This window comes from Haloferax gibbonsii ATCC 33959 (genome assembly GCF_000336775.1).
Lineage (GTDB): Archaea > Halobacteriota > Halobacteria > Halobacteriales > Haloferacaceae > Haloferax > Haloferax gibbonsii.
This window is the reverse complement of record NZ_AOLJ01000005.1, coordinates 139,451-163,624: the sequence shown is the minus strand read 5'-3', so window position 1 is coordinate 163,624 and position 24,174 is coordinate 139,451. Positions and strand designations below refer to the sequence as shown.

Sequence of the window (24,174 nt, the reverse complement as noted above, 5' to 3'; positions counted from 1 at the left end):
CTGCTGGTGACGTAAACGAATCAAAACGACACGTGAATTGTGCCGAATTGGCTAGTCAACGCGTCGGGGCGGGGTGGTGGTACGAGTTGGTTCGGTCGCGGGACGCCGCGCGAAACGCGGCGCCGAGGGCGATTCAGCGGTTAGGGCGGCGGTGGGACCGCGGCGACCGCGGCGTCACCACCCGGTCTCGTCCCGCGGGAGCGGGTCGTAGGGGATGTCGTAGCCGAACGCTTCGGGGCCGATGACGTCGAGCGCCTCGGGCGTCGTGAGCAGTTCGGGCGCGGGCACGCCGAGGACGCGGACGCGCTGGCCGTACCGCAGGGCGTCGGTCATGACCGGCGCGCCGGTGTCGGTGTCGACGAGGCAGATGAGGTCGGGGACGGTCGTGAGAAGCTCGCCGTCGTCGTCCCGCGCGACGAGGAACTCGTTTTGGAACTCGATTTCGAGAGTCGCGTCCTCGTCCAACCCAGTGAGCGTGACGCTCCCGAGAGCGAAGCCGTCGCGGTTGCGCCGGTGTACGTCCACGATTTTGCCGGCGAACAGCTCCTCGCCGCCGAGGAGTTCGCGGCCGGCGTCGACGGGGTCGGTGCCGGCGTCGCGGGCGCGTTCGACCGCCCGCCCGAGTTCGGTGGCGAGCGAGACGGTGTGGGGGACCGCGTACTCCGAGACGAACTCGCCGGTCATGAGCGGGAAGGCGTAGCCCGAGCGGCCGCCCATCTGGACGGTGATGGCCCGCGCGAGGTCTTCGAGGCGCTTGGCCGAGTCGATGTCCCGGTAGACGACCTGATTGCCGCGCTCGTCGGTCGTCGCCGCGTAGTTCACGGGCGTGCCGTAGATGAAGAACGTGTCCATCTGCAGCTCGGGGAACGCCCGACCCATGCCGTCGGCGTCGACCACGGGGAGGTCGGTCATCGCCGCCACGCACAGCGGGGCCATGCTGTTCGCGCCGCCGATTTCGCCGGGGATGAGCGCGTCGACCGTCTCGCCGGAGAGCTCCTCGATGGCCCGAAGCGACTGCACCTCCTCGTCGCCGCCGGCGAACTTCTCGACGCTGATGGTGGGCGCGCCCATCCCGCCGACGCTCGCCACGGTGGCGTCGGCCGGCAGGTCCCGCGGGTCGACCAGTTCGACCGAGTCGGGGTAGGCGTCGTCTTCGAGGAGCGTCTGGAGTCGCAGGCGGCCGAGGCGGGGGTTGCCGCCCCCGCCGGTGCCGAGGATTCCCGCGCCGGTGCCGAGCGCTTCGAGGTCGTCGAGCGTTACCTCCGTCAGGTGTGGGATGTCGAAACTCATGTGTGGTCCGCGAGTGGTTCGTAGGTCGCTTCGAGGCCGAACGACGCCGGCCCCCACACGTCGAGCGCGGCCGGCGTCCGCATTATCTCGGGCGTCCGGATGCCGAGCACGCGGACCCGCGCCCCGTACCGGAGGCTCTCGGTCGGAATCGGACCGCCCGTCTCGCGGTCGAGGACGGTGATGAGGTCGGGGACGGTCGCCACGTAGCTCCCGTCGACCGCCGCGCCGAGGTTCTCGTTTTGGAACTCGATGCGCATCGTCGAGCCCTCGTCGCCGTCGAGGCCGTCGATATCGACGTGGCCGAAGACGAACCCGCGCTCGGTGCGGCGCTGGACGTCCACGATTTTCCCCTCGAACAGCGACCGCGCCTCGCCGTAAATCGACTCGCGGGTCACCTCGCGGATGGCGCTCATCGCGTCGTCCTCGGCGAGTCGGAGCGCGCGGCCGAGGTTCTTCGCGAGCGACATCGTGCCGGGGATGGCGGTCTCTTTGACCTGCGTCCCGGTCATCGGGTAGTCCGAGACGTAGGCGACGCCGCCCATCCTGACGGTGACGCCGCGGGCCAGCCACTCCAACTGGTCGTTGTCCTCGGTCTCGATGAGGCAGGTGCTCCCCTGCTCGTCGCTGACGGCCGCGGGCGTCCCGCTGACGCCGTAGATGTTGAACGTCTCGTGTTGGAGTTCGGGGAAGGCGCGTCCCATGCCGTCGGCGTCCACCACGGGAAGGCCGCGGCGGGCCGCGACGGCGAAGGGGAACGTCGAGTTGATGCCGCCGCACTCGATCGGCATCGTCGCGTCGGCGGTCTTCCCGAGTTCGCGCTCGATTCGCTCCATCGAAGTGACGGCTTCCCGCCCGCTGGGGAGCTTCTCGACCGAGACGGTCGGCGCGCCCATCTGGGCGGTCGGGATGACGAAGTCGTCCGCGTCCAGTTCGTCCGGGGGGAGAAGTTCGACGGGGCCGAACTCCTCGATGGCCTGCTTCGCCACGAGCTTGCCGACGTGGGGGTCGCCCCCGCCGCCGGTCCCGAGGACGGTCGCGCCGAGCGCGATGTCCTCTATCTCCTCGACGCCGATTTCGACCGTCATCAGTGGTCGAGCGCCCCGGCGGCCTTCACCTTGATTCGCACCGCGTTGCCGGGCAGGTACGAAAGCGGGACCTCCTCGACGTCGACGATGTCAACGCTGTCGGGGTCCGCACCGGCCGCAAGCGCGTTGTCGGTGGCCTCGTCTTTCGCGTGCTGGATGGCCTCCTCGCGGTCCATCTCGTCGAGGCTGTAGATGCGGTCGACCTCGCCGGAGACCTGCGCGATGGCGACGCCGACGGCGTTCGCGACCTCGTAGTGGTCGGGCTTGTGGACCTCGCTCGCGCCCGCGATGTCGTCGGGGACGAGGATGCTCCCGCCGCCGACGATGACCACGGGGACCGGCTCGGCGCTCGTCTTCATTCGGTCGACCTCGCGCTCGACGCGCTCTCTGACGTACTCGCGGGCGGCCTCGACGATTTCACCGTCGACGTCCGGCGTCTCGGAGCCGATGTCGATGGTGCCCGCGGCGACTTCGAGGTCGGTCGCGGTCAGCGTCTCCCCGCCGAAACACTTCGCCTCCTCGGTCAGCTTGTAGCCGACGCTCTGGGGGCCGACGGTGACGCCGCCGTCGGTCGAGACGATGGAGCCGCCGCCGATGCCGATGGCGATGATGTCGGGCATGCGGAAGTTGGTCTTCACCTCGCCGATTTCGACGGCGACGCTGCTCTCGCGGGGGAAGCCCTCGGTGACCGCGCCCACGTCGGTGGTCGTGCCGCCGACGTCGACGATGATGCCGTTTTCGACCGCCGAAAGGTACGCCGCGCCGCGAACCGAGTTCGAGGGGCCGCTGGCGACCGTGAAGATGGGGTAGCGGATGGCGTAGTCGACGCTCATCAGCGTCCCGTCGTTCTGGCCGAAGTAGAGGTTCGCGTCGATGCCGCGTTCGTTCATCGCGTCGACGAAGGCGTTCGCGGCCTCCGAGGCGACGCTGGTGAGCGCGGCGTTGAGCGCCGTCGCGTTCTCGCGTTCGAGCAGGCCGACGCTCCCGATTTCGTTCGAGACGGAGATGGGCACGTCGTCGCCGACCTCCTCGCGGATGAGTTCGGCGACCCGCGTCTCGTGGTCGTCGCGGACGGGCGAGAAGACGCTCGTCACGGCGAAGGCGTCCACGTCGGCGAACTCGCGAACCTGCGCTCTGACCTGCTCCTCGTCGAGGTCGTTGAGGAGTCGGCCGTCGAACTCGTGGCCGCCGTCGAGGATGGCGACGTTGTTGCCGATTGCCTCGGCGAGGTCGTCGGGCCACTCGAGGAGCGGGCGGATGCTCTGGGTCGCGGGCGCGCCGATGCGGATGACGCCGACCTCGTTGAGGCCGCGGCGCTCCGTGATGGCGTTCGTCGCGTGGGTGGTGCCGAGCATCACGTAGTCGAGTTCGTCCTCGGAGACGCCGCTGTCGTCGAGGACCACGTCGAGGGCGTTGAGGATGCCCGACGTGATGTCTTCCGTGGTGGGGGTCTTCGTCTTCGCGAGGAGGTTGTCGTCGCCGTCCATGACGACGGCGTCCGTGTTGGTGCCGCCGACGTCGATTCCGATTCGGTAGTCAGTCATGTTTGGGTTGCTGGAGAGTTTCGATTGGTTCGTAGTCGATGCTGTAGTCGAAGTACCCCGGCCCGACGAGGTCGAGTCCCTCGTCGGTTCGCCACTTCGGCGAACACGGCATCCCGATGACCCGCACCCGGTGGCCGTAGGCGAGTCGCTCGGTGGTGACGGGGTCGCCCGTCTCGGCGTCCAGGACGGTAATCAGGTCGGGGGTGCTCGCCACGACGCCGCGCTCCGAGTCGCGGGCGACGAGGTTCTCGTTCTGGAAGTCGAGGGTGAACGTCCGGCCCTCGCAGTCGTCGATGCCGTCGAGGGTCGCCTCCCCGACCGCGAAGCCGCCTTCGGTTCGGCGCTCCACGTCGGTTATCTTCCCCGCGAACAGCTCGTAGCCGTCGGTGAGGTCGAGAACCGCCTCGACGGGGTCCTGCGAGCGGTGCTTGGCGGTGCGAATCGACTCGCCGATGTCGTGGGCGAGGGACATCGAGTCGAGAATCGCGTGCTCGCGGACCTCCGAGCCGGAGAGCGCGTAGGTGCCTATCATGCACGCACCGCCCATCTCGATGCTCGTCACGCGGGCGAACGCCTCGGCGTACTCGTTGCTGACGGTGTTCACGAGAAGCGAGTTGCCCTTCTCGTCGGCGATGCTCATCGGGGTGGCGCTGACGCCGCCCATCGTGAGCGTCACCATCTGCACCTCGGGGAACGCCCGGCCCATGCCGTCGGCGTCCACGAGGGGGAGTCCGAGCGCGGCGGCGACGGCGATGGGGACGGTGCTGTTCAGCCCGCCCGCCTCGATGCTCATCGTCGCGTAGGCCTCCTGTCCGAGGTGCGTTTCGAGCGCCTCGAAGGCGGAAAGCGCCTCGGTTCCCTTCGGCATCTTCTCGACCATCACGGTCGGCGCGCCGAGCATCGCGCTCGGGATGACGAGCGCGTCGTCGGGAACGTCGCGCGGGTCGATGAGGTCGACGGGGCCGTGCTCTTCGATTGCCTGCTGTGCCATCAGCTTCCCGATGTAGGGGTCGCCCCCGCCGCCGGTCCCGAGGACGGTCGCGCCGGTGGCGAAGTCGTCGATGTTGTCTGTGGTTATCTTCATGGTTCGTGGGTGTTCGATGCGACTGTCTCGTCGGCGACCGCCGCGACGGCCACCTCGGGCACGTCGTCGAACGCGTCGGCGTACGCCTCGTCGTAGATGTGACACCGGACGCTGGGGCCGGCGTCGACCGCGACGAACTGCGGTTCGTCGGTCGAACACGCGTCCGTCGCGTAGGGACACCGCGTGTGGAACCGACAGCCCGCGGGCACGTCCCGCGGGCTCGGAATTTCGCCCCGGAGCGGTTCGTGCCGCGGCTTGTACGCCTCTTCCTCGTCGGTCGTGACGGGAATCGCGGAGAGAAGCGCCCGCGAGTAGGGGTGTCGCGGCCGCTGGAAGACCTCCTCCGTGGGGCCGCGTTCCTGAATCTCGCCGAGGTACATCACGGCCGTCTCGTCGGCGAAGTTGCGGACCAACGAGAGGTCGTGGGTGATAAAGAGGTAGGTGAGCCCGAACTCCTCCTGTAAGTCCTCGAGGAGCGCGATAATCTTCGCCTGCACGCTCACGTCGAGGGCGCTCGTCGGCTCGTCGAGCAAGAGCAGTTCCGGCTCGACCGCGAGCGCGCGGGCGATGTTCACCCGCTGTTTCTGGCCGCCGGAGAGCTCGTGGGGGTACTTGTTCCAGTACTCGTCGTTCAACTCGACGCGTTCGAGCAGGTCGACCACGCGTTCCCGGAGGTCGGACTTCGCCACGCCGCGGGCCTTCAGCGGGACCGCGAGCGACTTGCCGATGGTCCGCCGTGGGTTCAGACTCGACGTGGGGTCCTGAAACACCATCTGGACGCGCGACCGGAGGCGAGCCAGTTGCTCGTCGGTCGCGTTCGTGATGTCCTCGCCGTCGAACCTGACGGTCCCGCCGGTCGCGCCGGTCAGACCGATAATCGTCCGGGCGACGGTGCTCTTTCCGGACCCGGACTCGCCGATGAGCGCGAGGGTTTCGCCGCGCTCGATGTCGAACGAGACGCCGTCGACCGCCTTCACGTAGTCTGACGTGCGCTTGATGATGCCGCTTTTGACGGGGAAGTACTTCTCGAGGTCGTCGACTTCGAGCAGGGGTTCGGACACGTCAGTCACCCCCCGTCTGCTTGCCCGGTCGCCGGGTCATGTGGCTCCGGGTCTCTTCGACGGTCGGCCGCTCGGACGCCGGGACGGCCTCGTCGTAGAGGACGCACTCGACGCCGGTCTGCGGGCCGCGCTCGTACATCTCCGGGCGGGCCTGCTCGCACTCGGCGGTGGCGTAGGGACACCGCGGCGCGAACCGACAGCCCGGCGGCGGGTCGAGGTACTCGGGAATCGAGCCGTCGATACCGGTCGCCATCTCGTCGCCCGTCAGGCGCGGAATGGACGCGATGAGCCCCTGCGTGTAGGGGTGTTTCGGATTCTCGAACAGCTCGTCTGTCGGCGCGGTTTCGACGATGCGGCCGCCGTACATGACGTACACGCGGTCGCTCACCTGTCGGGCGACGCCGAGGTTGTGGGTGATCATCAGGACGCTCAGGTCGTGGTTCTCGATGAGGTCCTTCAGCAGGTCGAGAATCTGGTCGTGAATCGTCACGTCCAGCGCGGTGCCGATCTCGTCGGCGATGAGCAGGTCCGGCTCGTTCAGCAGGGCCTGCGCGATGAGCGCGCGCTGACGCATCCCGCCGGACAGCTGCGACGGGTACGAGTCCATGATGTTCTCGGGGTCCGGCATCTGGACCTCGCGGAGCATCTCCAAGACGCGCTCGCGCGCCTCGTCGCGCTCGCCGCTGAAGCGGCGGCGGAAGAACTCCACGACGCCCGTGTCGCTGTCGCCGCCGAACTGCGCGGTGTCGGTGAGCTGTTCCCCGATGGTGAACGTCGGGTTCAGACTCGACATCGGGTCCTGGAAGACGAGGCTCATCCGCTGGCCCTTGACGCGCTCGAACTCGCGGTCCGAAAGCGACAGCAGCTCCGTCCCGTCGAACGTGATTTCGCCGTTCACGCGGGCGGGCGGCTGGTTGAGCAGGCGGAGGATGGACTTCATCGTCACCGACTTACCGCAGCCGGTCTCGCCGGCGATGGTGACGACCTCGCCCTTGCCGATAGAGAGGTTGACGCCGTCGATGACCTCCGCGAAGCCGTCGAACGACTCGAAGCCGACTTCGAGGTTCTCGACGGTCAAAAGCGGGTTCTCGGCGACCGGCTCGTCGAGTTTCATCGGTTCACCTCCACGTCGAAGAGGTCGCGAAGCCCGTCGCCGAGCATGTTGAACCCCATCACGAGGACGAAGATGGCGAGCCCGGCGAAGACGCTCACCCACCACGAGTCGGGCAGGTAAGACGTTCCTTGACTGACCATCGTGCCGAGGCCGGGCTGGGGCGGCTGGACGCCGACGCCGATGAACGACAGGCCCGCGCCGATGAGGATGACGAAGCCCGCGTCGAGGGTCACCTTGACCAGAATCGGCGACAGCGTGTTCGGGAGAATCTCCCGGAAGAGGATGTGCGGCGTGCTCGCACCGGCGAGCTTCGCGGCCTGCACGTACTCCTCGCCGCGCTCGCTGGCGACGATGCTCTGGACGAGGCGGGCGTGCCACGTCCACCACAGCGCCGCGATGGCTATCATCGCGTTCGTCAGCGTCGGCTCTAAGGCCGAGGTGATTGCCAACGCCATCACGAGCGGCGGTAAGGCGAGCGCCGTGTCGGTCGCCCGCATGATAATCGTCTCAGTCCAGCCGCCGTAGTAGCCGGCGACGAGGCCGAGTAGCACGCCAACGGGGACGCCGAAGCCGAGGACGACGCCCACGAGCATGAGCGACAGTCGGTAGCCGAAGAGGATGCGCGAGAGCACGTCGCGGCCGACGTGGTCGGTCCCCAGCGGGTGGTCGAGGCTCGGCGGCTGGAGCGTGTTCGAGAAGTCGGTGAACTTCCCGGCGTGTTCGGGGTACGGCGCGACGACGGGTGCGAAGACGGCGAGCAAGATGATGGCGATGATGATTCCGAGACCGATGACGCTCATCGGCCTACTCGTAAAGCGCTTCCACGACCGCTGCCAGAGTTCGCGGCGCTCGGCCGAGACGAACCGGTCGAGGACGCCCGCTGACTCGGCGCTCATGTCGCCTCCTCCATCGCCAGTCTGATGCGCGGGTCAACGCGACCCAAGAGCACGTCGACGAGGAAGTTGATGCTCACGAACGCGACGCCGATGGTCATCGTGACGCCGACGACGGCGTTGAAGTCGTTGTTCAGCACCGCGGTGACGCCGTAGGACGCGAGGCCGGGCCACGAGTAGACGAGTTCGATGAGGAACGCGTTCCCCAGAAGCGAGGCGTACAGCAGCCCCAGAATCGTGAGCGTCGGAATGAACGCGTTCTTGAGCGTGTACTTGTACGTGACGAGCCACGAGGGGAGGCCGAAGCCGCGCTCGGCCTCGACGTAGTCCTGGTCTTTCACGTCAATCATGCTCGACCGGGTGATGCGCATCACCTGTCCGATGCCGGCGAGCGAGAGCGCGAGCGCCGGGAGGATGATGTGCGCCCACGCGTCGACGTGGGCCGCGAGGTTCCCGGACAGCAGGGTGTCCACGAGCAGGAAGCCCGTGAACCGCGAGACGCCCGAGCCGAACTCCGAGCCGAGCCGCCCCGTGATGGGGAGCCACTCGAGGAGGTAGCCGAACAGCAGCTGGAACATGATTGCGATGAAGAAGCCGGGCACGCTCACGCTGAAGAACGCGACGAGTCGCGTCGCGTTGTCGGTGAGCCCGTCTTTGTTCTGCGCGGCGACGACGCCGAGCGGAATTCCGATGACGACGGTGAGGAACATCGACACCGTGATGAGTTCGAGCGTCGCCGGCAGGTAGTAGACGATGTCGGTGCTGACCGCGCGCTTGGTCTCGAGACTCGTCCCGAGGTCGCCGACGAGCAGCCCCCGCATGTAGTCGAGGTACTGCAGGGGAATCGGCTTGTTCAGTCCCATCTCGGCGGCGAGCGCCTGCACCTGTTCTTCCGACGCGAGCGCGCCGAGGGCCATCCGCGCGGGGTTCCCGGGGAGCACTCGTGACGTGGTGAAGATGATTATCGACAGGCCGATGAGACTCACGAGGATGCCCGCGAGCCGGCGCACGAGGTACTGCCAGTACTTCATTCTTGGTAGAAGTCGGGGAACCAGTAGTCGAAACTCATCGACGGCCGGAACGTGTAGCCCTTCACGTCGTCCGCGAAGGCGTGTTTCTTCGACTGGACGAAGATGAACAGGGCGGGGAACTGGTTCGCGATGCGCTCTTGGACTTCGGCGTACAGTTCGGCGCGGGCGTCGGCGTCGACCGTCGAGCGCGCCTCGTCGATGAGGGAGTCGACCGCCTCGTCTTCGAGGTGTTCCATGCTCATCCACGTCGAGGCGGCTTCAGAGTGGTACTGGTTGTAGAACACCGTGTCCGGCGAGGGATACACCGGGCCGTAGAACACCTGGTTGATGTGCGGCGTCCCCTCGACGCTCGTCGCGAGCTCGGTCATCGTCCCCCACGTCTGGGGGTTCAACTCGACGTTGATGCCGATTTCGTCCATGTTCTGCTGGAAGAGCAGGCCCATCTTCTCTTCGAGGCCGTAGTCCTTCACGTAGGTGTTCTGGACGGTGATGTCGCCCTCCTCGTAGCCGGCGTCGGCGAGAATCTGCCGCGCCTTCTCGGGGTCGTAGGTCGGCTGGACGATGTCGTCGTTGTGGACGCCGAACGAGGTCGGGAGCGGCCCCTGCGCGGGGAGCGACCCCGGCGCGATTTCGTTGCGCGCCGTCTCGTAGTCGAAGCCGTAGGCCATCGCCTCGCGGACGGCGGGGTCGTCGGTCGGGGCCTTCTGGGTGTTGATTTTGAAGTAGAACGTCGTCACCGTCGGGACCGACTCGACGCGGATGTCGTCTTCGGCCGCGAGGGCCTCGTAGGTCTCCTCGCTTTGGTACTGGCTCGACATGTCGAGTTCGCCCGTCTTCATCAGCGAGCGAACCGTCGGGTCGTTGGTGATGATCTGGACGACGACGTTGTCGTACGCGCCGTCTTTGAACGAGCCCCAGTAGTCGGCGTAGCGGCTGAACGAAATCTGCGCCTGCCGCTCGAAGCCCGCGAGCTCGTACGGGCCGGAGCCGGCGTCGTTGTCGTTGAGGAACGACTGGGCGTAGTCGCCGCGGTCGCCGAAGTCGCCGTCCTCGGCGTTGTCGAGGACCTGCTGTTTGTCGACGACGAACAGTAACACGAGCGTCGCGAGGAACGGCGAGTGGACGCGGTCGAGCGTGAACGACACGGTCCGCTCGTCCTCGACGGTCACGTTCTCCTTCGAGAGCACGTTCCCGAGCAGCGACGAGTAACCCTGGTTGATATCGAGGAACCGCTCGGCAGAGAACTGCACGTCCTCCGCCGTGACGGGGTTGCCGCTGTGGAACGTCGCGCCCTCGCGGAGCGTGAACGTGTAGGTCTGGTTGTCGTCCGAGACGGTCCAGTCCTCGGCGAGGTGTCCCTGTAGGTTCCCCTCCGTGTCGGGGAACACGAGCGGGTCGTAGAGGTTGACCAGCGCGAGCACCTGCGTGTAGTCCGTCCCCTTCGCGGGGTCGACCGTCCCGAAGCGCTGGGTCGCGCTCATGCGGAGCGTCGAACTCCCGGAGTCGCCGCCGGACGACGTCTCCGTCTCCGTCCCCTCGCCGTCGCCGCCCGAGGCCGTCGTCTGCTCTTCACCGTTGTAGCTCTCACCGCCGCCGGAACAGCCGGCGAGACCGGCGATGCCGGCCGTCCCGAGGACCTTGAGGAAGTTCCGACGACTCGCCGCGTCTCCGAACCGAGCGCGGATTGACTCCGATTTCGACCCCACCTGCGACCGCGTCTGTGTGATGTCTTTTCTCGACATACGTTACTCATTCTCACAGAGTTGCAATGGCACATAAAGATACCGTATAGTAACCTAAAACAATATTCTCGGTTCAAAGTGGAATGCTGTATGAACAATATGGAACAACGTGGTTGTGTGTCTTCTAGCACACCACTCGGTTTGCAGTGGTAATCGACCGACGCCGCCCTCCTCTACGGAACCACGTCCTGTCGCGGGTAACGACCGGGGTCGGTTTCTCCGCCGTCGACTGCTCTCTCACGCGCGCATCCGCGACTCATCGTTTGTCTCCGCGACGAGTCGCGATTCCCGGGGATACCGTTATCGGTTGGTTTCTCACGAAGAGTTATCAAAATAGTATATATAAATTCTAGTTGATATTTCTAAACGAGATATACCTGAATTAGAATAAATACTTGAAAAACAGTACATTTAGAATCTATATCCGACTAAATATGGACAAAATTATTCAATTAGGGTATGTATTTGAGCAAAGTATTCTAAAATATATTCTTCTCGGAAACTCAATATGACATTTCGAACGTTGCTTACTCAAACTATCAAAATAATTTTATACTTCTTCTCGGATTCTGTTCTGTGCCGAGTCCGTAATTCGGACAGTGCTGTGTCGCTTCCGTTGGACAACGTCCCTCCCTATCTTGTTTCTAAAATTGGAATTGCAATTGACAAAACGGAATCTCACGACCGAGCGACCGACTCCGAGCCCGTCGGACGACGTTTAAGTCCCCGTGGAAAGAACGACCACTCGATGGCATGGGAGTTCGAGCGAGTCGCGGGTCCGTTCCGGGCGACTGAGGGCCCGATTTGGACCGGCGACGCGGTTCGATTCACGGAGATAACGGAGCATCGGGTCCTCGAATACGACCCCGAGACGGGGGAGACCGGCGTCTACATCGACTCGACCGCCGGCGCGGTCGGGCTTCACGAGGGCCTCGACGGCGAGCTGTACGCCTGTGAGGCCGAGGGCCACCGCATCGCCGCGCTCACCCCGGACGAGCCCGCGTCGGTCGTCGTCGACGAGTTCGAGGGGACGCCGCTCAACGGGCCGAACGACCTCGAAATCGACCGAGACGGCGACGTCTGGTTCACCGACCCCGACGACAAGGACCGGGGGTTGCTCGGCCACACCTCCGTCTTCCGGGCCGAGCGAGCGGACCCGAGAGACGACTGGCGACTCGTCCAGCTCACCGACGAGATGGACCGGCCGAACGGCATCCTCCTCTCGCCGGACGAGACGCGACTGTACGTCGCGGAATGCACCTACGGCCCGGACCAAGAGACCGACCTGCGAGCCTACCCAATTCGGGACGACGGGTCGCTCGGCCCCCGCGAGATACTGCACGACTTCGGCGACCACCGCGGCATCGACGGCATGACGCTCACGGAGTCGGGCGAAATCGTCGCCTGCGCCGGGTGGGAAAAGGGCGGACCGGGGCCGTCGATTTACGTCTTCTCCCCGTCGGGCGAGGTGCTGGAACGCCACCCGTTCCCCGAGAACCGCCCGACGAACTGCACGCTCGGCGGGCCGGACGGCTCGACGCTCTACGTCGCGGACATGACGGGGTGCCTCTACGCGGCCGAGACCGACCGCTCGGCGTACGTCCGCTTCTGACCGAAAAGGGACCGTGAGGACAGGTACGCTGGATTGGGTGTCGTCGGAACCGAACCCGAACTCGGCGACTCCGACGCGGGCGTCTCAGCGGAGCGGTTCGAACGCCTCGAGCCCCGCCTGGGACGCTTCCATGTCCTCGGACACCGCGCCGCCGCTCGCGCCGACCGCGCCGACGACGACGCCGTCGTGTTCGACCGGGAACCCGCCGCCGAAGACGACGACGCGACCGTTGTCGGTGGTGTGGAGGCCGTACACGTCGCCGCCGGGTTCGGCTCCTTCCTTCAGTTCGTGGGTCGGCTTCTTGACCGCGGCCGCGGTGTAGGCCTTGTTCTGTGCGATGTTGCTCGCGACGAGCTTCGCGCCGTCCATCCGGCGGAACCCGAGGAGGTTCCCCTCGCTGTTCGTCACCGCGAGGTTCAGCGGGACGCCGAGTTCTTCGGCTTTCTCCTCCGCCGCGTCGAGAATCGTCTTGGCTTCGGCTAGCGTTAGCTCTTGAACCATCGACTCGACCGTCGACCGCTCGGGAGAAAAAACCACCGTTCACGGGGAGAACAGCCGTCTTAGCGGACATAGCCGGCGATACGGCTATCCGAACCGAATCGAACGCCGCGCGCTCGACTGCGCGTTTTCGCGTTCGTCTGTCGTTGTCGCGTCGGCTTGAACGTACGGGTTACCGCGGGAGGGCGTTCCCCGACCGCTCGAACGACTCCACGTCGCCGGCGTCGGCGGCGTCGATGAGGTCGTTGTTCACGAACAGGCGTTCGCCGTCCGTGTTCGAAAGCGAGAGGAACGTCCCCGTGCCCGCTGTCGCCCGGGAGTTCCGAACCGTGATGTCCGTCGTGTCGACGAGCGAAATCGCCGCCGCGTCGTCGTCCCGGTGGGCCTGTCGGCCGACGAAGCCGTCGACGAGCAGGCCGTCAACGTCCTCGCAGGCCAGTCCGCTCCGGTAGTAGTCTGGCAGGTCGTCGGTGTCGTCCCACTCGACGGTCACGTCGCGCATCGTCACGTCGCGGGCGTTCTCGACGTGGACGCCGGCGATGTCGTTGGCGAAGATGGGCGTGACGACCGAACTCGGCTGGAGGTCGAAGTTGCCGCCCACCTCGTCGGCGTGCTCGCTCCCGGTGAGTTCGATGCGGACGTTGTCGAACTCCACGGTCTCGATGTCGGAGTCCTCGGAGCCGTAGACGAGCGCCCCGTTCTCGCTGCGCGCGACGATGTTCGAAAAGCGCACGTTCCGAATCCCGCCGAGGTCGGTGTCGTCGTCCCGCGGGACCGACGTGACGTAGATGGGTTCGCCCTTGCCCCACCACGGGCCGGGGAGCATGTTGGAGTTGACGACGATGTCGGTGAAAAGCACGTTCTCGACGACGCCCGAGTCGCGGTGCTGGATGCCGAGGCCGCGGTTCGACTCCTGGACGACGATATTCTGGAACAGGCAGTCGCGAATCGTGTCGTCGGTGCCCGAGCCGAACTTGATTGCGCAGGCGCTCGACCGGAGCGTGCAGTTCGTCACGACGATGCCCTCGCAGGTCACCGGCTCGTCGGGTCGCGCGCCGAAGGTGATGCTGTCGTCGCACGACTGGATGGTGCAGTCGGAGATGTGGACGTTCTTCGTGTCGCCGAGCGCGATGCCGTCGCAGTTCGGGATGAGCAGGTGGTTGAGGATGTCGACCCCGCGGATGTCGACCTCCTCGGTCCCGTGGAACGACAGCGTCCACGCGGGCATGTCGCGGATGGTCACGTCGCGGATGCGGACGTTCGTACAGTTGTTGAACCGGAACATCGGACCGGGGCGGAAGTCGGGCTTCGCGACGGGCCAGCCCTCGGTCCCCTTCGTCCGCGAGAGGTAGGCGTCGCCCTGTCGCGCCTCGTGGGGGCCGTTCGAGATGAGCGGGTGCGACGCGCTCTCGTTGGAGTGGCCCTGAATGGGCGTGTCCATCCGCATGAACTCGGTTCCGAGGCCGTCGAACTCGCCCTCGCCGGCGATGGTGACGTTCTCGACGTCCTCGGCGAGGAAGAAGATGCGCTCGTTGTCGGGGCCGATGAACTTGTCCGTGTACTCGGCTTCGTCCTTCGCGGGGCTGACGACCGCGCCGGCCTCCAGATAGAGCGTCACGTTACTTCGGAGATGGACGGTTCCGACGGTGTACGTCCCGCTGGGGACGGTGACGGTTCCGCCGCCGGACTCCGAGCAGTCGTCGATGGCCGTCTGGAACGCCTCGGTCTGGAGGTCGTCGGTCGAGTCGGCGTAGGCTGTCACGTCGAAGGCACTCGCTGCGGGTGGCATGTACCCGTACCGTCGCGGTGGCCTATCTTTATACTACTGGTGGTCGGAGTTCGGCCGTGAGTGATGCTCGCCCAAACGTCCTGTTCGTGATGACTGACCAGCAACGGTCGGACACGATTCAGGCGCTCGGAAACAGTCGAATCCACACCCCGAACATCGACCGACTCGTCGACCGCGGCGTCTCCTTCACCAACGCCTACTCGCCCGACCCAATCTGCATTCCGGCGCGACACACCATCCGAACCGGCTGCGAGGCCGTCTCGACGGGCTACCTCGGGAACGAAAAGCGCGACGCGCGACATCTCGAAGACCGGTGCGGCCCCTTCCTCGCTCGGAGCATGCGCGAGCGTGGCTACCGGACGTTCCTCGTCGGGAAGTATCACGCCCACCCCCGCGACATCGACCTCGGCTACGACCACCACCTGAGCTTCGAGGCGTTCCGCGAGGAGACCGGCCACGAGGTCAAGACGACCGCCCGGCAGGGCGCGATGGTCCACCTCCCCCAACAGAACCGACTCCCGCCGGACGACAACTACGAGGCGTGGATGACCGACCGCGCGGTCGACCTCGTCGGCCGCGACACCGACGAGCCGTTTTTCGGCCTCGTCTCGTACGAACCGCCGCACCCGCCGTTCGCGCCGTCACCGCCCTTCGACCGGATGTACGACCCCGAGCGGCTCGGAAACCCGGTGAAAGGCGACATCGAAACCGACCACATGGACGAGAAGATACCCGCCCAGAACCACCACTTCTGGACGACCCGCGAGGGCGGAATCGACGACACCACCGTCCGGGTCATCAAGGCGTACTACTACGGGATGATTTCGGAGGTCGACCGGCGCATCGGTCGCCTGCTCGACGCGGTCGAGGCCCGCGACGACGCCGACAACACCCTCATCTGTTTCTTTTCGGACCACGGCGAACTCCTCGGCGACCACCGAGGCTGGGAGAAGTCGTCGTTCTTCGAGTCGTCGTGTCGCGTCCCGTTCCTCGTGAGCTGGCCCGCGGAGCTTCCGGAGGGCGACCGCCGCGACGACCTCGTGGCGCTGACCGACCTGTTCGGCATCGCGACGACCGCCGCGGGCGACCAGGAGCTCCGCGACGGCGTCGACGTGCTCGGGACGATTCGGGGCGACGCGGAGCCCCGCGAGCGGCTGTTCGGCTACCACCGGACGCCGCGGCTCCCGCCGAACTTCACCGGGATGGTCCGCGAGGGCCGCTGGAAGTACGTGTTCATGCGCAACAGCGGCCGCGAACAGCTGTTCGACCTCGCGGCCGACCCGAACGAACTCGACGAGTGCGCCGCCGACAACCCCGAGGTCGTCGCCGAACTCCGCGACGCGCTGGCGGAGAAGCTGACCGACGCGGGAGCGGACGAGTTCGTCGAGAACGGGACGCTCCGGCGCGCGCCGTACCAGGAAATCGACATGGGTCGGCTCGTCCGCGAGCCGTACCCCGAGGAGCCGGCCGACGTGCTGGACTGACCGACCGGCGTCACCGGGTTCTTTCCCCCGCTCTCCCCGGGTTCTCTCCCCCGCACTCCTCGCCGTCCGGTCCCCGAAATCGCCGGTCCCGCCGTACTTTTATGAGCGTTCCGCGTAACCGACTACCACGAATGGAGATCAGCGACATCCGTACCATCCGGTTCAGCTGTGAGTCCCACATCGACCCCGACGAGAAGGGCCACGGCCACCCCGGCGAGCCGAGGGAGTCGACGCGGACCATCACGCACGTCGTCGTCGACGGCGGCCCCGACGGCTACTGCCGCGGCGGTCACGAGGCGGCCAACGAGTTCGCGAAAAAGCACCTCGTCGGCGAGAACCCGCTGTACCGCGAGAAGCTCTGGCAACTGCTCTGTCGGGCCGAGCGACTGAACAAGGGAACGCTCACAGACAAGCGCGTCGCCCCCATCGACTGCGCGCTCTGGGACGTCGCCGGCAAGGACGCCGGCCTCCCGGTCTACCAACTCATCGGCGCGGCCCGGGACTCGGTCCCGGCCTACGGCAGCACGATGGTCGGCGACGACGACCCCGACGGACTCGGCTCGCCCGAGGCGTACGCCGATTTCGCCGAGGAACTCGTCGAGGAGGGCTATCAGGCCGTCAAGCTCCACACGTGGATGCCGCCGTTCGGCGACGACCCCGAACAGGACATCGCCGCCTGCCGGGCGGTCCGCGAGCGCGTCGGCGACGACATCGACCTCATGCTCGACGCCCACCACTTCTACAGCCGAAGCGAGGCCAAGAAAATCGGGAAGGCGCTCGAAGACCTCGACTTCCGCTGGATTGAGGAGCCGATGGACGAACACTCGATGTCCTCCTACGAGTGGCTCTCGAACGAACTCGACATCGCCGTCGTCGGCCCCGAGACCGCCGAGGGTCGGATGCACACCCGCGCCGAGTGGATAAAGCGGGACATCGCCGACATCATCCGCGTCGGCGTCTACGACGTGGGCGGCATCACGCCGGCGCTGAAGGCGGTCGGCCTCTGCGAGTCGTTCAACATCGAGTGCGAGATTCACGGCCGCGACGCGCCCAACCTCCAACTGCTCGGGACGATGGCGTTCCCCGGCCGGTACTACGAGCGCGGCCTCCTGCACCCGAAACACGACTACGAGACGTACTTCCCCGGCCTCGAACACCCGCCGGACGAAATCGACGAGAACGGCGTGGTCGAACTCCCGCAGACGCCCGGCCTCGGCTACGCGTTCGACTGGGACTACATCGACGCCAACCGCGTCGAGTAACCGCGCGAGAACGCGCGGCGAAACGGAGTACGGAACAACTGACGAGGGCCGCTACGAAACAGAATCGACTGCGGTCGCTGGCGCGGCGTTGCGCGCTGCTTTTCGGTTCGGTGTGTTAGTTCGACGTTCGGTGCCGGTGACTGAGCTCCGCGGTCAATTGTACGAGCCCCAGAGTCGGAGCAGCAGGTAGCCGCCGATGCCGACGCCGACGAGCGAGATGCCCCAGACGCCGAACATGCCCGCGAGCGTCCCGCCGAGGACGAAGCGCGCGAGCAGAATCATGAAGACGCCGGAGAGCACGGTCATGATGAAGTTCCGGTTCGACGACGCGGCCTTCCGGAGCGAAGGCACGCGCGATGCGTTGACTGACATACGTACTCACACGGTAGCTCTCCGCACACAAATAGATACTGTTCGCGGGCACGTCGTTCGACCGGCTCGAACGGCTCTGCGGGTCGAAAACGGATAGTTGAAAACTGGGTCTGGGTCGCGGCGTCCCGAGCGGCTGGCTCAGTCGTCGACGATGCTCGGACTGTCCCAGTACTCGTGGGTGTCGTCGGCGCGGAAGCACCGCGCGGCGTGGCCGTCCTCGTCTTCGAACGCGCCCGGGTCGTCGGTCTCACAGACCTCACGCGCCTTCGGACAGCGCGGGTGGAAGTGACAGCCGCTCGGCCGGTTCGTCGGGTCGGGGATGTCGATTTTCCGAATCGGGAGGTCGTCGTCTCCCTCTCCCTCGTAGAGGTTCGGCGTCGCCCACTTCAGCGCCTGCGTGTAGGGGTGCTGGGGGTTGCCGATGACCTGCTCTATCGGCCCGACTTCGACGATGCGGCCGAGGTACATGACGGCGATGCGGCCGCCGGACTTCTCGGCGATGTACCGGGCGTTCGAGAGGTCGTGGCTGATGAAGACGTAGGAGGTGTTGAACAGGTCCTGCAGTTCGAGCATCAGGTCCATCATCTCCACCCGGAGGCTCACGTCGAGGGCGCTGATGGCCTCGTCGGCGAGGATGACGTCCGGGTTCAAGAGCAGCGACCGAACGAGTACGACGCGCTGTTTCTCGCCGCCCGAGAGCTGGTGGGGGAACCGCTCGACGAAGTCCTCGGCGGGCGTGAGCCCGACGCGTTCGAGGAGCGCGTAGACGCGCTTTCTGCGCTCTTCCTCGCCGAGGTTCGGGTTCCACTTCTTCAGCGGGAGCATCAGCGAGGTGAGGATGCGCTGGTTCGGGTTCAGCGCGCTGCCGGGGTCCTGGTGAATAATCTGGAGGGACCGCCGAATCTCCGAGAACGGGATGTCCGGGTCGCGGCTGTTTTTCGCCTCCCAGATGTCCTGTCCTCGGAAGGTAATCGACCCGTGAGTCGGCTCTTGTGCGCCGATGATGGTCTTTCCGAGCGTCGACTTGCCGCAGCCGGACTCGCCGATGAGCGTGACCACGTCGTTCTCGCCGATGTCGAGCGAGATGCCGTCGACGGCGCGGACCGTCTGCCGCTCGCCGAACAGGCCGAGGAAGCCGCTGCTGTCGGTGAAGTGGACCGACACGTCGTCCACCGAGAGGATGGAGTTATCGACGCTCATTCGCCCTCACCGCCCTCTTCGGCCGCTTCCATCGCGGGAATCGGGATTTCGTCGGACACGTCGTCGTGGTAGAAACACGCGGTTCGGTGGCCGTTGCCGCGGTCCGCCATCGGCGGTTCCGCCTCCGCGCAGGACTCGTCGGCCATCGGGCACCGCGGCCGGTACGAACAGCCGGGGATGTTGGTCACCGGGTCGGGCTTCGAGCCCGAAATCGACTGCATCTCCTCGATGGGCGCGTTCAGGTCCGGGGTCGCGTTGAGGAGCGACCGCGTGTACGGGTGCGCCGCGTCGTAGAGAATCTCTTCGGTCGAGCCGACCTCGACGATGTCGAACGCGTACATCACGACGAGCCGGTCCGCGAGCTTAGTGAGAAGCGGCAGGTCGTGCGTGATGAAGATGATGGTCAGGTCGTACTCCTCTTTGAGGTCCTTGAGCAGCGACACGATAGAGCGCTGCATCAGGAGGTCGAGCGCGGCGGTCGGCTCGTCCATCACGAGCACCTCCGGTTCGAGGATGAGCGCGAGCGCGACGAGCGCGCGCTGTTTCATCCCGCCGGACAGCTCGTAGGGATACGAGTCGAGGACGCGGTCGGGGTCCAAGTAGAGGTCGCCCAGAATCTGGTGAGCCCGTTCGAGCCCCGCCTCGACGTCGCGGTTGTGGTCTTCGAGGGTCTCCTTGAAGTGGCCGCGGACCTTCTTGACGGGGTTGAACGAACTCATCGCGCCCTGGAACACCATGGCGACTTCGCCCCAGCGGAACTTCCGAAGCTCCTCTTCGTCGAGTTCGAGCACGGAAATCGGCTCGCCGCCGTCGGGCGGGTAGTAGGTGACCTCACCAGAGGTCTCGCCCGGGCTGACGACCGCGTTCATCAACGCGGACGAGGTCATCGACTTCCCGCTGCCGCTTTCGCCGACCATGCCGAGCGTCTCGTTGCGGTAGATGTCGAAGTCGACGTTGCGGACGACTCTCGATTCGCCTCGGTTGGTCCCGAAGGTGACCTCCAGGTCGCGGACTTCGAACACGACGTCTTGGTCCGGGTTCGAGTCGTTCTGATTCGACGTTCGCATTGTTTGGTTGGTAGTCATCGTCTGGTAATAGGTGTTGGCACGGGGTCAGTCCCCGCCGGTCGCCTGCGATTGGTTGTTCTTCGAGGTGCCTTTCTTCTTCGAGGTTTTCGCGTGGCGTGCCCGGAGACGGACGTTGAACAGGCTGTCGAGCCCCTGCGATAGCAGGACGAGTCCGAACGACAGCAGGAAGATACAGACCATGGGCGCGACCATCCACGGGAGCATGTCCGGTCGGGTGAGTGCGTTGCCCTCGTACGCGAGGTTCATCATCACGCCCCAGTTGAACGTGGTGAAGGGCAGGATGCCGAGGAAGTACAGACCCACGGACTCGAAGATGATGCGTCGAGAGGTGAGCGCCCCGTTAATCATCACGTACGGCATGAGCTGCGAGAGGATGTCCCGCCGGAGAATCGACGACAGCGGGATGCCCATGATTTCGGACGCCTCGACGTAGGACTCCTCGCGGATGCTCAGCACCTGCGAGCGGACGGTCCGCGCCAGTCCCGGCCAGTTGTCGATGCCGAGGAACACCCCGACGATGTAGGGGTTCTCGGGCTGGAAGATAGCCGTGATGACGATGATGAGCGGCAGCCCCGGAATCGTGATGACGACGTCGGTGATGGTCATCAGGAACGAGTCGATGCGAGTGCCGTGTTCGAAGCCGGCGACGACGCCCACGAGGGCGGCGAAGCCGACGCTCACGACCGCGCCCGCGAAGATCATCTTGAACATGCCCGGCGTCGCGTGGATGAGTTGGGCGTGAATCGGCTGGCCGAACACGTCGGTGCCGAGCGGGTACGCGAGCGATTCGAACGGCGCGGCGAGGACGGGGGCGTCACCGCTTGTCGGCCGCTCGACGAGCCAGACGCCGACGGTTCCCATGAGGAGGAAGAACGCGAGAATCGCGCCGCCGACGAGCGCGCGCCAGTCGTCGACCGCGATGCGCGCGGGGGCGACGATATTCATTTCGAGGAATCGCTTTGCGCGGTCGGCCCGCGATTCCGGGTCCGGGTCGATGTCTTCGTCGTAGAGGTCCTTCAGGTCGAACGAGTCGGAATGTGCTTCGCTCATAGTTACTCCTCACCCACCGAGATGCGCGGGTCGATGAGCGTGTACGTGAGGTCGGCGATGAAGATGGCGGTCAGCGAAATCGCCGTGAACACGATGAGCGTGCCCATCAACAGCGGGTAGTCTTGCGTCTTGACCGCCTCGAACATCAGGAGACCCATGCCCGGGTACGCGAAGACCTCCTCGACGATGACGGCGCTGCTGAAGACGCCGGCGATGCCGATCATGAACTGCGTGTACATCGGGAGGATGGAGTTGTGCCCGAGGTACTGCGTGGCGATGCGGGTCTCGCGGAGCCCGCGGAGCTGCGCCACGCGGATGTAGTCCTCGCCGAGGACGCGAATCGCGTTGCCGCGCATGGCGAGCGCCCCGGAGGTCGCGAGCGCGCCCATCGAAATCGCCGGGAGCGCCGCGTGCTTCACGAGGCTGAGCATGAACTCGGGGTTGTACCCCGCCACGATTCCCGAGCCGATGCGGCCGCCCGTCGGGAAGTAGTTGTTCTGGATGGCGAGGAAGTAGATGAGCACGACACCGACGATGTAGTACGGAATCGAGTTGAGTCCGATGATGAGAGATGACACCGTGGAGTCGAACCGCGACTTCTCGCGGTAGGCCGTCATCACGCCGAGGAAGATACTCAGCGAGTAGCCCAGCGCGAGCGCGTAGACGCTGATGAACATCGACCACGGGATGCGCTGCATGATGAGCGTCGTGACCTTCTCGTTCTTGAAGAACGAAGTGCCCAGGTCCTGCCGGAGAATCACGTCAGACGCGTAGTTGAAGTACTGTACGTGCATCGGCTGGTCCGGATTCACGTTCGTGTAGAGCTGTATCATCCTGTTCAGTCGGTCGATGTCGACGCTCCCGCCGCTCTGCGAGAGAATCACGCTCCGCATCGCCTCCGTCGGACCACCCGGCATGGCTTGGTACAGCAGAAACGAGACCGTCATCGTGACGAGAAACGTCAGTATCGCTTGCCCGAGACGTTTCAACAAATACTTTGGTGTCATTATTAATAGTTTGGCTTCTAGCGTGAGAGGGCTTAATTGTGGTGGTTAAGCCCGTTGGGGGTGCCGTCTGACCTTACTCCGAGTTCGAGCTAATCCATCCGTTCTTGAACGAGAACTCGCCCGGCCGGTTCGTGTTGAGTTCGTAGTCGTCGCCCGTCGGCATGGAGAAGTCCTGCGTGTCGCCCCAGTAGCCGGAGTCTTCCTCGACGAAGACGAAGTCCGGAAGCGCGTAGTTGAACCACTGGACGAGGTCGCGGGTCCGCTCTTTGACCTGTTCTGCCGACTCGGAGTTCGGCAGGTCGTTCATGAGCTGTGCGGGCTGGATCTCCTTGCCGCTGCCCGAAACCTCGGTCGCGCCGACCTCGCTCGGGATGGTCGTCGTGAAGGGCTTGCCCGTCGGGCCGGTCTCGTTCCCGCTGGACGGGTCGCCGACCTCGATGCCGTAGAAGTTGTTCGAGAAGTACGCCGTCGGGTGCCAAAGCGCCTTCGCGACGTGCCATATCCAGAAGATGTCCGCCTCGTACGTTTGGAGGCGCTGGTAGTAGTCGGTCGAGCTGACCGTGCTAATCTTCGTCTGGATGCCGAACGCGTTGAGCTGGTCGTTGAAGACCTTCGTCGCCTGCACCTGGGTGTTGTTGTTCTGCGTGAGGACGGTGAACGTGAAGGACTCGCCGTCGGGGTCGACCCACGTCCCGTTCTCCTTGGTGTAGCCGGCGTCTTCGAGCAGCTGCGTCGCGGTTTCGAGGTCCTTGCCGACCGGGTAGTCGATGAGCTGGTCGACGAAGTCCGAACCGAGGTACTCCTCGTGAATCGTCGAGCGCAGCGCCGTCTGGTTCTCGGCGGGCGCGCCGACGGTTCCGGCCTGCCGCATCGCGGCGACCATCGATTCGAAGTCCACCGCGTTGACGATGGCGCGTCGGACGGGGAGCCTCGCGATGTGCTCGTTCTTGAAGTTGAACGTGAACTTCTGGGTGCGGAACCAGTTGAGCCGGTAGACGTTCTCGATGTTGTCCGGGTACCGGGACTGCTGGGACTCCGACATGAGCACGTCGGGGTTCATGTCGAGTTGGTCGTTCACCGACAGCGACTCCACGTCGGAGGTCGTCTCGGGGATGATGCGGACGTTCGGGATGTCCGTGCGACTCGCGTACGGGTGGTCTTCGAACTTCTCGAGGATGGTCTCCGAGGAGTTGAAGCCGGTGACGCGGTACAGCGCGTTGCCGAGTCCCTCGTCGATGAGCTGTTGGGTCGTGATGCTCATGTCGAGGAGGTCGCTCGTCACGCTCTCGCGCTCGCTGTCACTCGATGCTTCCTCGTAGCGCGTGAGGTATTCGCGGTAGACCGACCGCGGGGTGTTGACGAACGTCTCGGCGACGTTCGCCTTCATGAGGTTGGGCGAGACGGCCGTCTTGAACGTCCGCTCGATGGTGTAGTCGTCCACGAGCGTGTTGCTCTCGATGGGCGACTGCTCGGGCGACTGCAGGCGGTCGATTTCGAGGCCGATGTAGTAGTCCTCGGCCGTCAGGTCGTCGCCGTTCCACCACTTGAACCCCTCGGGGAACGTCAGCGTGAGGGTCCGCCCGTCGACGGTCATGTCTTCGAGCAGGTCGGGTCGGACCGTCCCGTCGGCGTAGCCGCGCGCGACTTCCTCGAACAGTTGGTCCTGCAGGGTGTGCGCGTAGTTGCCGAGACTGTAACGGTTGAACTGCACGTCCGTCGCGGGTCGGCCCGCGGGGTAGTCGAGGGTGTCGTCGGCGATGGTCGCGCCGCCCTCGGTGCTCGTACCGCCGTCCGTGCCGCCTTCGGTGCCCTCTTCCGTCGTCGTCTGCCCCGAGCTATCGAAACAGCCTGCCAGACCCGCTGTGCCAGCGACTGCCCCGTATTTGATAAGGTCTCGTCTACTCCAGTTGGTTGAACGCTTTCCAGCCATGCGGTATCATCTATCATGATACTCCCGGTTAATATAGA

At 65.4% G+C, this 24,174-nt stretch carries 20 protein-coding genes; 3 read left to right on the top strand and 17 right to left on the bottom strand.

The window, feature by feature from the left end:
- Positions 1-174: 174 nt before the first annotated feature.
- The 9 genes from C454_RS01985 to C454_RS01945 are packed head-to-tail and all read right to left on the bottom strand — an operon-like array spanning position 175 to position 10,844.
- Positions 175-1,290 (bottom strand): DUF917 domain-containing protein, encoded by a 1,116-nt coding sequence (locus C454_RS01985; RefSeq protein ID WP_004972102.1) that lies wholly within the window; start codon positions 1,288-1,290, stop codon positions 175-177.
- Positions 1,287-2,375: a DUF917 domain-containing protein gene (locus C454_RS01980; protein ID WP_004972100.1), complete on the bottom strand. Its 1,089-nt coding sequence runs from the start codon at positions 2,373-2,375 to the stop codon at positions 1,287-1,289. Before C454_RS01980 ends, C454_RS01985 begins: the two co-directional genes overlap by 4 nt.
- Complete coding sequence (locus tag C454_RS01975) at positions 2,375-3,919, bottom strand: hydantoinase/oxoprolinase N-terminal domain-containing protein (protein ID WP_004972098.1); 1,545 nt, start codon at positions 3,917-3,919, stop codon at positions 2,375-2,377. The genes C454_RS01980 and C454_RS01975 overlap by 1 nt, the downstream gene beginning before the upstream one ends.
- Entirely contained in the window at positions 3,912-5,003 is a 1,092-nt protein-coding gene (locus C454_RS01970; protein ID WP_004972097.1) for a DUF917 domain-containing protein, read from the bottom strand. Before C454_RS01970 ends, C454_RS01975 begins: the two co-directional genes overlap by 8 nt.
- Positions 5,000-6,073, bottom strand: a complete 1,074-nt coding sequence (locus C454_RS01965) for an ABC transporter ATP-binding protein (protein WP_004972095.1) — start codon at positions 6,071-6,073, stop codon at positions 5,000-5,002. The genes C454_RS01970 and C454_RS01965 overlap by 4 nt, the downstream gene beginning before the upstream one ends.
- Positions 6,066-7,178, bottom strand: coding sequence for an ABC transporter ATP-binding protein (locus C454_RS01960; protein ID WP_004972093.1), 1,113 nt, complete (start codon positions 7,176-7,178; stop codon positions 6,066-6,068). The genes C454_RS01965 and C454_RS01960 overlap by 8 nt, the downstream gene beginning before the upstream one ends.
- Entirely contained in the window at positions 7,175-8,074 is a 900-nt protein-coding gene (locus C454_RS01955) for an ABC transporter permease (RefSeq protein WP_004972091.1), read from the bottom strand. The genes C454_RS01960 and C454_RS01955 overlap by 4 nt, the downstream gene beginning before the upstream one ends.
- Positions 8,071-9,102, bottom strand: a complete 1,032-nt coding sequence (locus C454_RS01950; protein WP_004972089.1) for an ABC transporter permease — start codon at positions 9,100-9,102, stop codon at positions 8,071-8,073. Before C454_RS01950 ends, C454_RS01955 begins: the two co-directional genes overlap by 4 nt.
- Positions 9,099-10,844, bottom strand: a complete 1,746-nt coding sequence (locus C454_RS01945) for an ABC transporter substrate-binding protein (RefSeq protein ID WP_004972087.1) — start codon at positions 10,842-10,844, stop codon at positions 9,099-9,101. The genes C454_RS01950 and C454_RS01945 overlap by 4 nt, the downstream gene beginning before the upstream one ends.
- 748 nt (positions 10,845-11,592) lie before the next feature.
- Here C454_RS01945 and C454_RS01940 point away from each other — a divergent pair.
- Complete coding sequence (locus C454_RS01940) at positions 11,593-12,456, top strand: SMP-30/gluconolactonase/LRE family protein (RefSeq protein WP_004972084.1); 864 nt, start codon at positions 11,593-11,595, stop codon at positions 12,454-12,456.
- A gap of 84 nt (positions 12,457-12,540) precedes the next feature.
- Here the strand turns inward: C454_RS01940 and C454_RS01935 are convergent, their stop codons facing one another.
- Positions 12,541-12,957, bottom strand: coding sequence for a GlcG/HbpS family heme-binding protein (locus C454_RS01935; RefSeq protein WP_004972082.1), 417 nt, complete (start codon positions 12,955-12,957; stop codon positions 12,541-12,543).
- Positions 12,958-13,126: 169 nt separating this feature from the next.
- A complete protein-coding gene (locus C454_RS01930; RefSeq protein ID WP_338072488.1) occupies positions 13,127-14,743 on the bottom strand; it encodes a glycosyl hydrolase family 28 protein in 1,617 nt (538 codons plus the stop codon).
- 56 nt (positions 14,744-14,799) lie between these two features.
- Between C454_RS01930 and C454_RS01925 the strand changes: the two genes are divergently transcribed.
- Together C454_RS01925 and C454_RS01920 are read left to right on the top strand one after the other, a co-directional pair.
- Entirely contained in the window at positions 14,800-16,227 is a 1,428-nt protein-coding gene (locus C454_RS01925) for a sulfatase family protein (RefSeq protein ID WP_081605175.1), read from the top strand.
- Between the two features lie 131 nt (positions 16,228-16,358).
- Positions 16,359-17,489, top strand: a complete 1,131-nt coding sequence (locus tag C454_RS01920; protein ID WP_004972077.1) for an enolase C-terminal domain-like protein — start codon at positions 16,359-16,361, stop codon at positions 17,487-17,489.
- 153 nt (positions 17,490-17,642) lie between these two features.
- Here the strand turns inward: C454_RS01920 and C454_RS01915 are convergent, their stop codons facing one another.
- The 6 genes from C454_RS01915 to C454_RS01890 all read right to left on the bottom strand — a co-directional run bounded on the left by C454_RS01915 (position 17,643) and on the right by C454_RS01890 (position 24,136).
- Complete coding sequence (locus C454_RS01915; RefSeq protein ID WP_049904912.1) at positions 17,643-17,861, bottom strand: hypothetical protein; 219 nt, start codon at positions 17,859-17,861, stop codon at positions 17,643-17,645.
- A 138-nt stretch (positions 17,862-17,999) separates the two neighbouring features.
- On the bottom strand, positions 18,000-19,061 hold the full coding sequence (locus C454_RS01910) for an ABC transporter ATP-binding protein (RefSeq protein WP_004972073.1): 1,062 nt from the start codon (positions 19,059-19,061) through the stop codon (positions 18,000-18,002).
- Complete coding sequence (locus C454_RS01905) at positions 19,058-20,128, bottom strand: ABC transporter ATP-binding protein (protein WP_004972071.1); 1,071 nt, start codon at positions 20,126-20,128, stop codon at positions 19,058-19,060. Before C454_RS01905 ends, C454_RS01910 begins: the two co-directional genes overlap by 4 nt.
- Before the next feature lie 45 nt (positions 20,129-20,173).
- Positions 20,174-21,199: an ABC transporter permease gene (locus C454_RS01900; protein WP_004972068.1), complete on the bottom strand. Its 1,026-nt coding sequence runs from the start codon at positions 21,197-21,199 to the stop codon at positions 20,174-20,176.
- 2 nt (positions 21,200-21,201) lie between these two features.
- Positions 21,202-22,206: an ABC transporter permease gene (locus C454_RS01895; protein WP_233516863.1), complete on the bottom strand. Its 1,005-nt coding sequence runs from the start codon at positions 22,204-22,206 to the stop codon at positions 21,202-21,204.
- Between the two features lie 73 nt (positions 22,207-22,279).
- Positions 22,280-24,136 carry an ABC transporter substrate-binding protein gene (locus C454_RS01890; protein ID WP_004972063.1) on the bottom strand — a complete coding sequence of 619 codons (1,857 nt, stop codon included), beginning with the start codon at positions 24,134-24,136 and terminating at the stop codon, positions 22,280-22,282.
- Between the last annotated feature and the right edge of the window lie 38 nt (positions 24,137-24,174).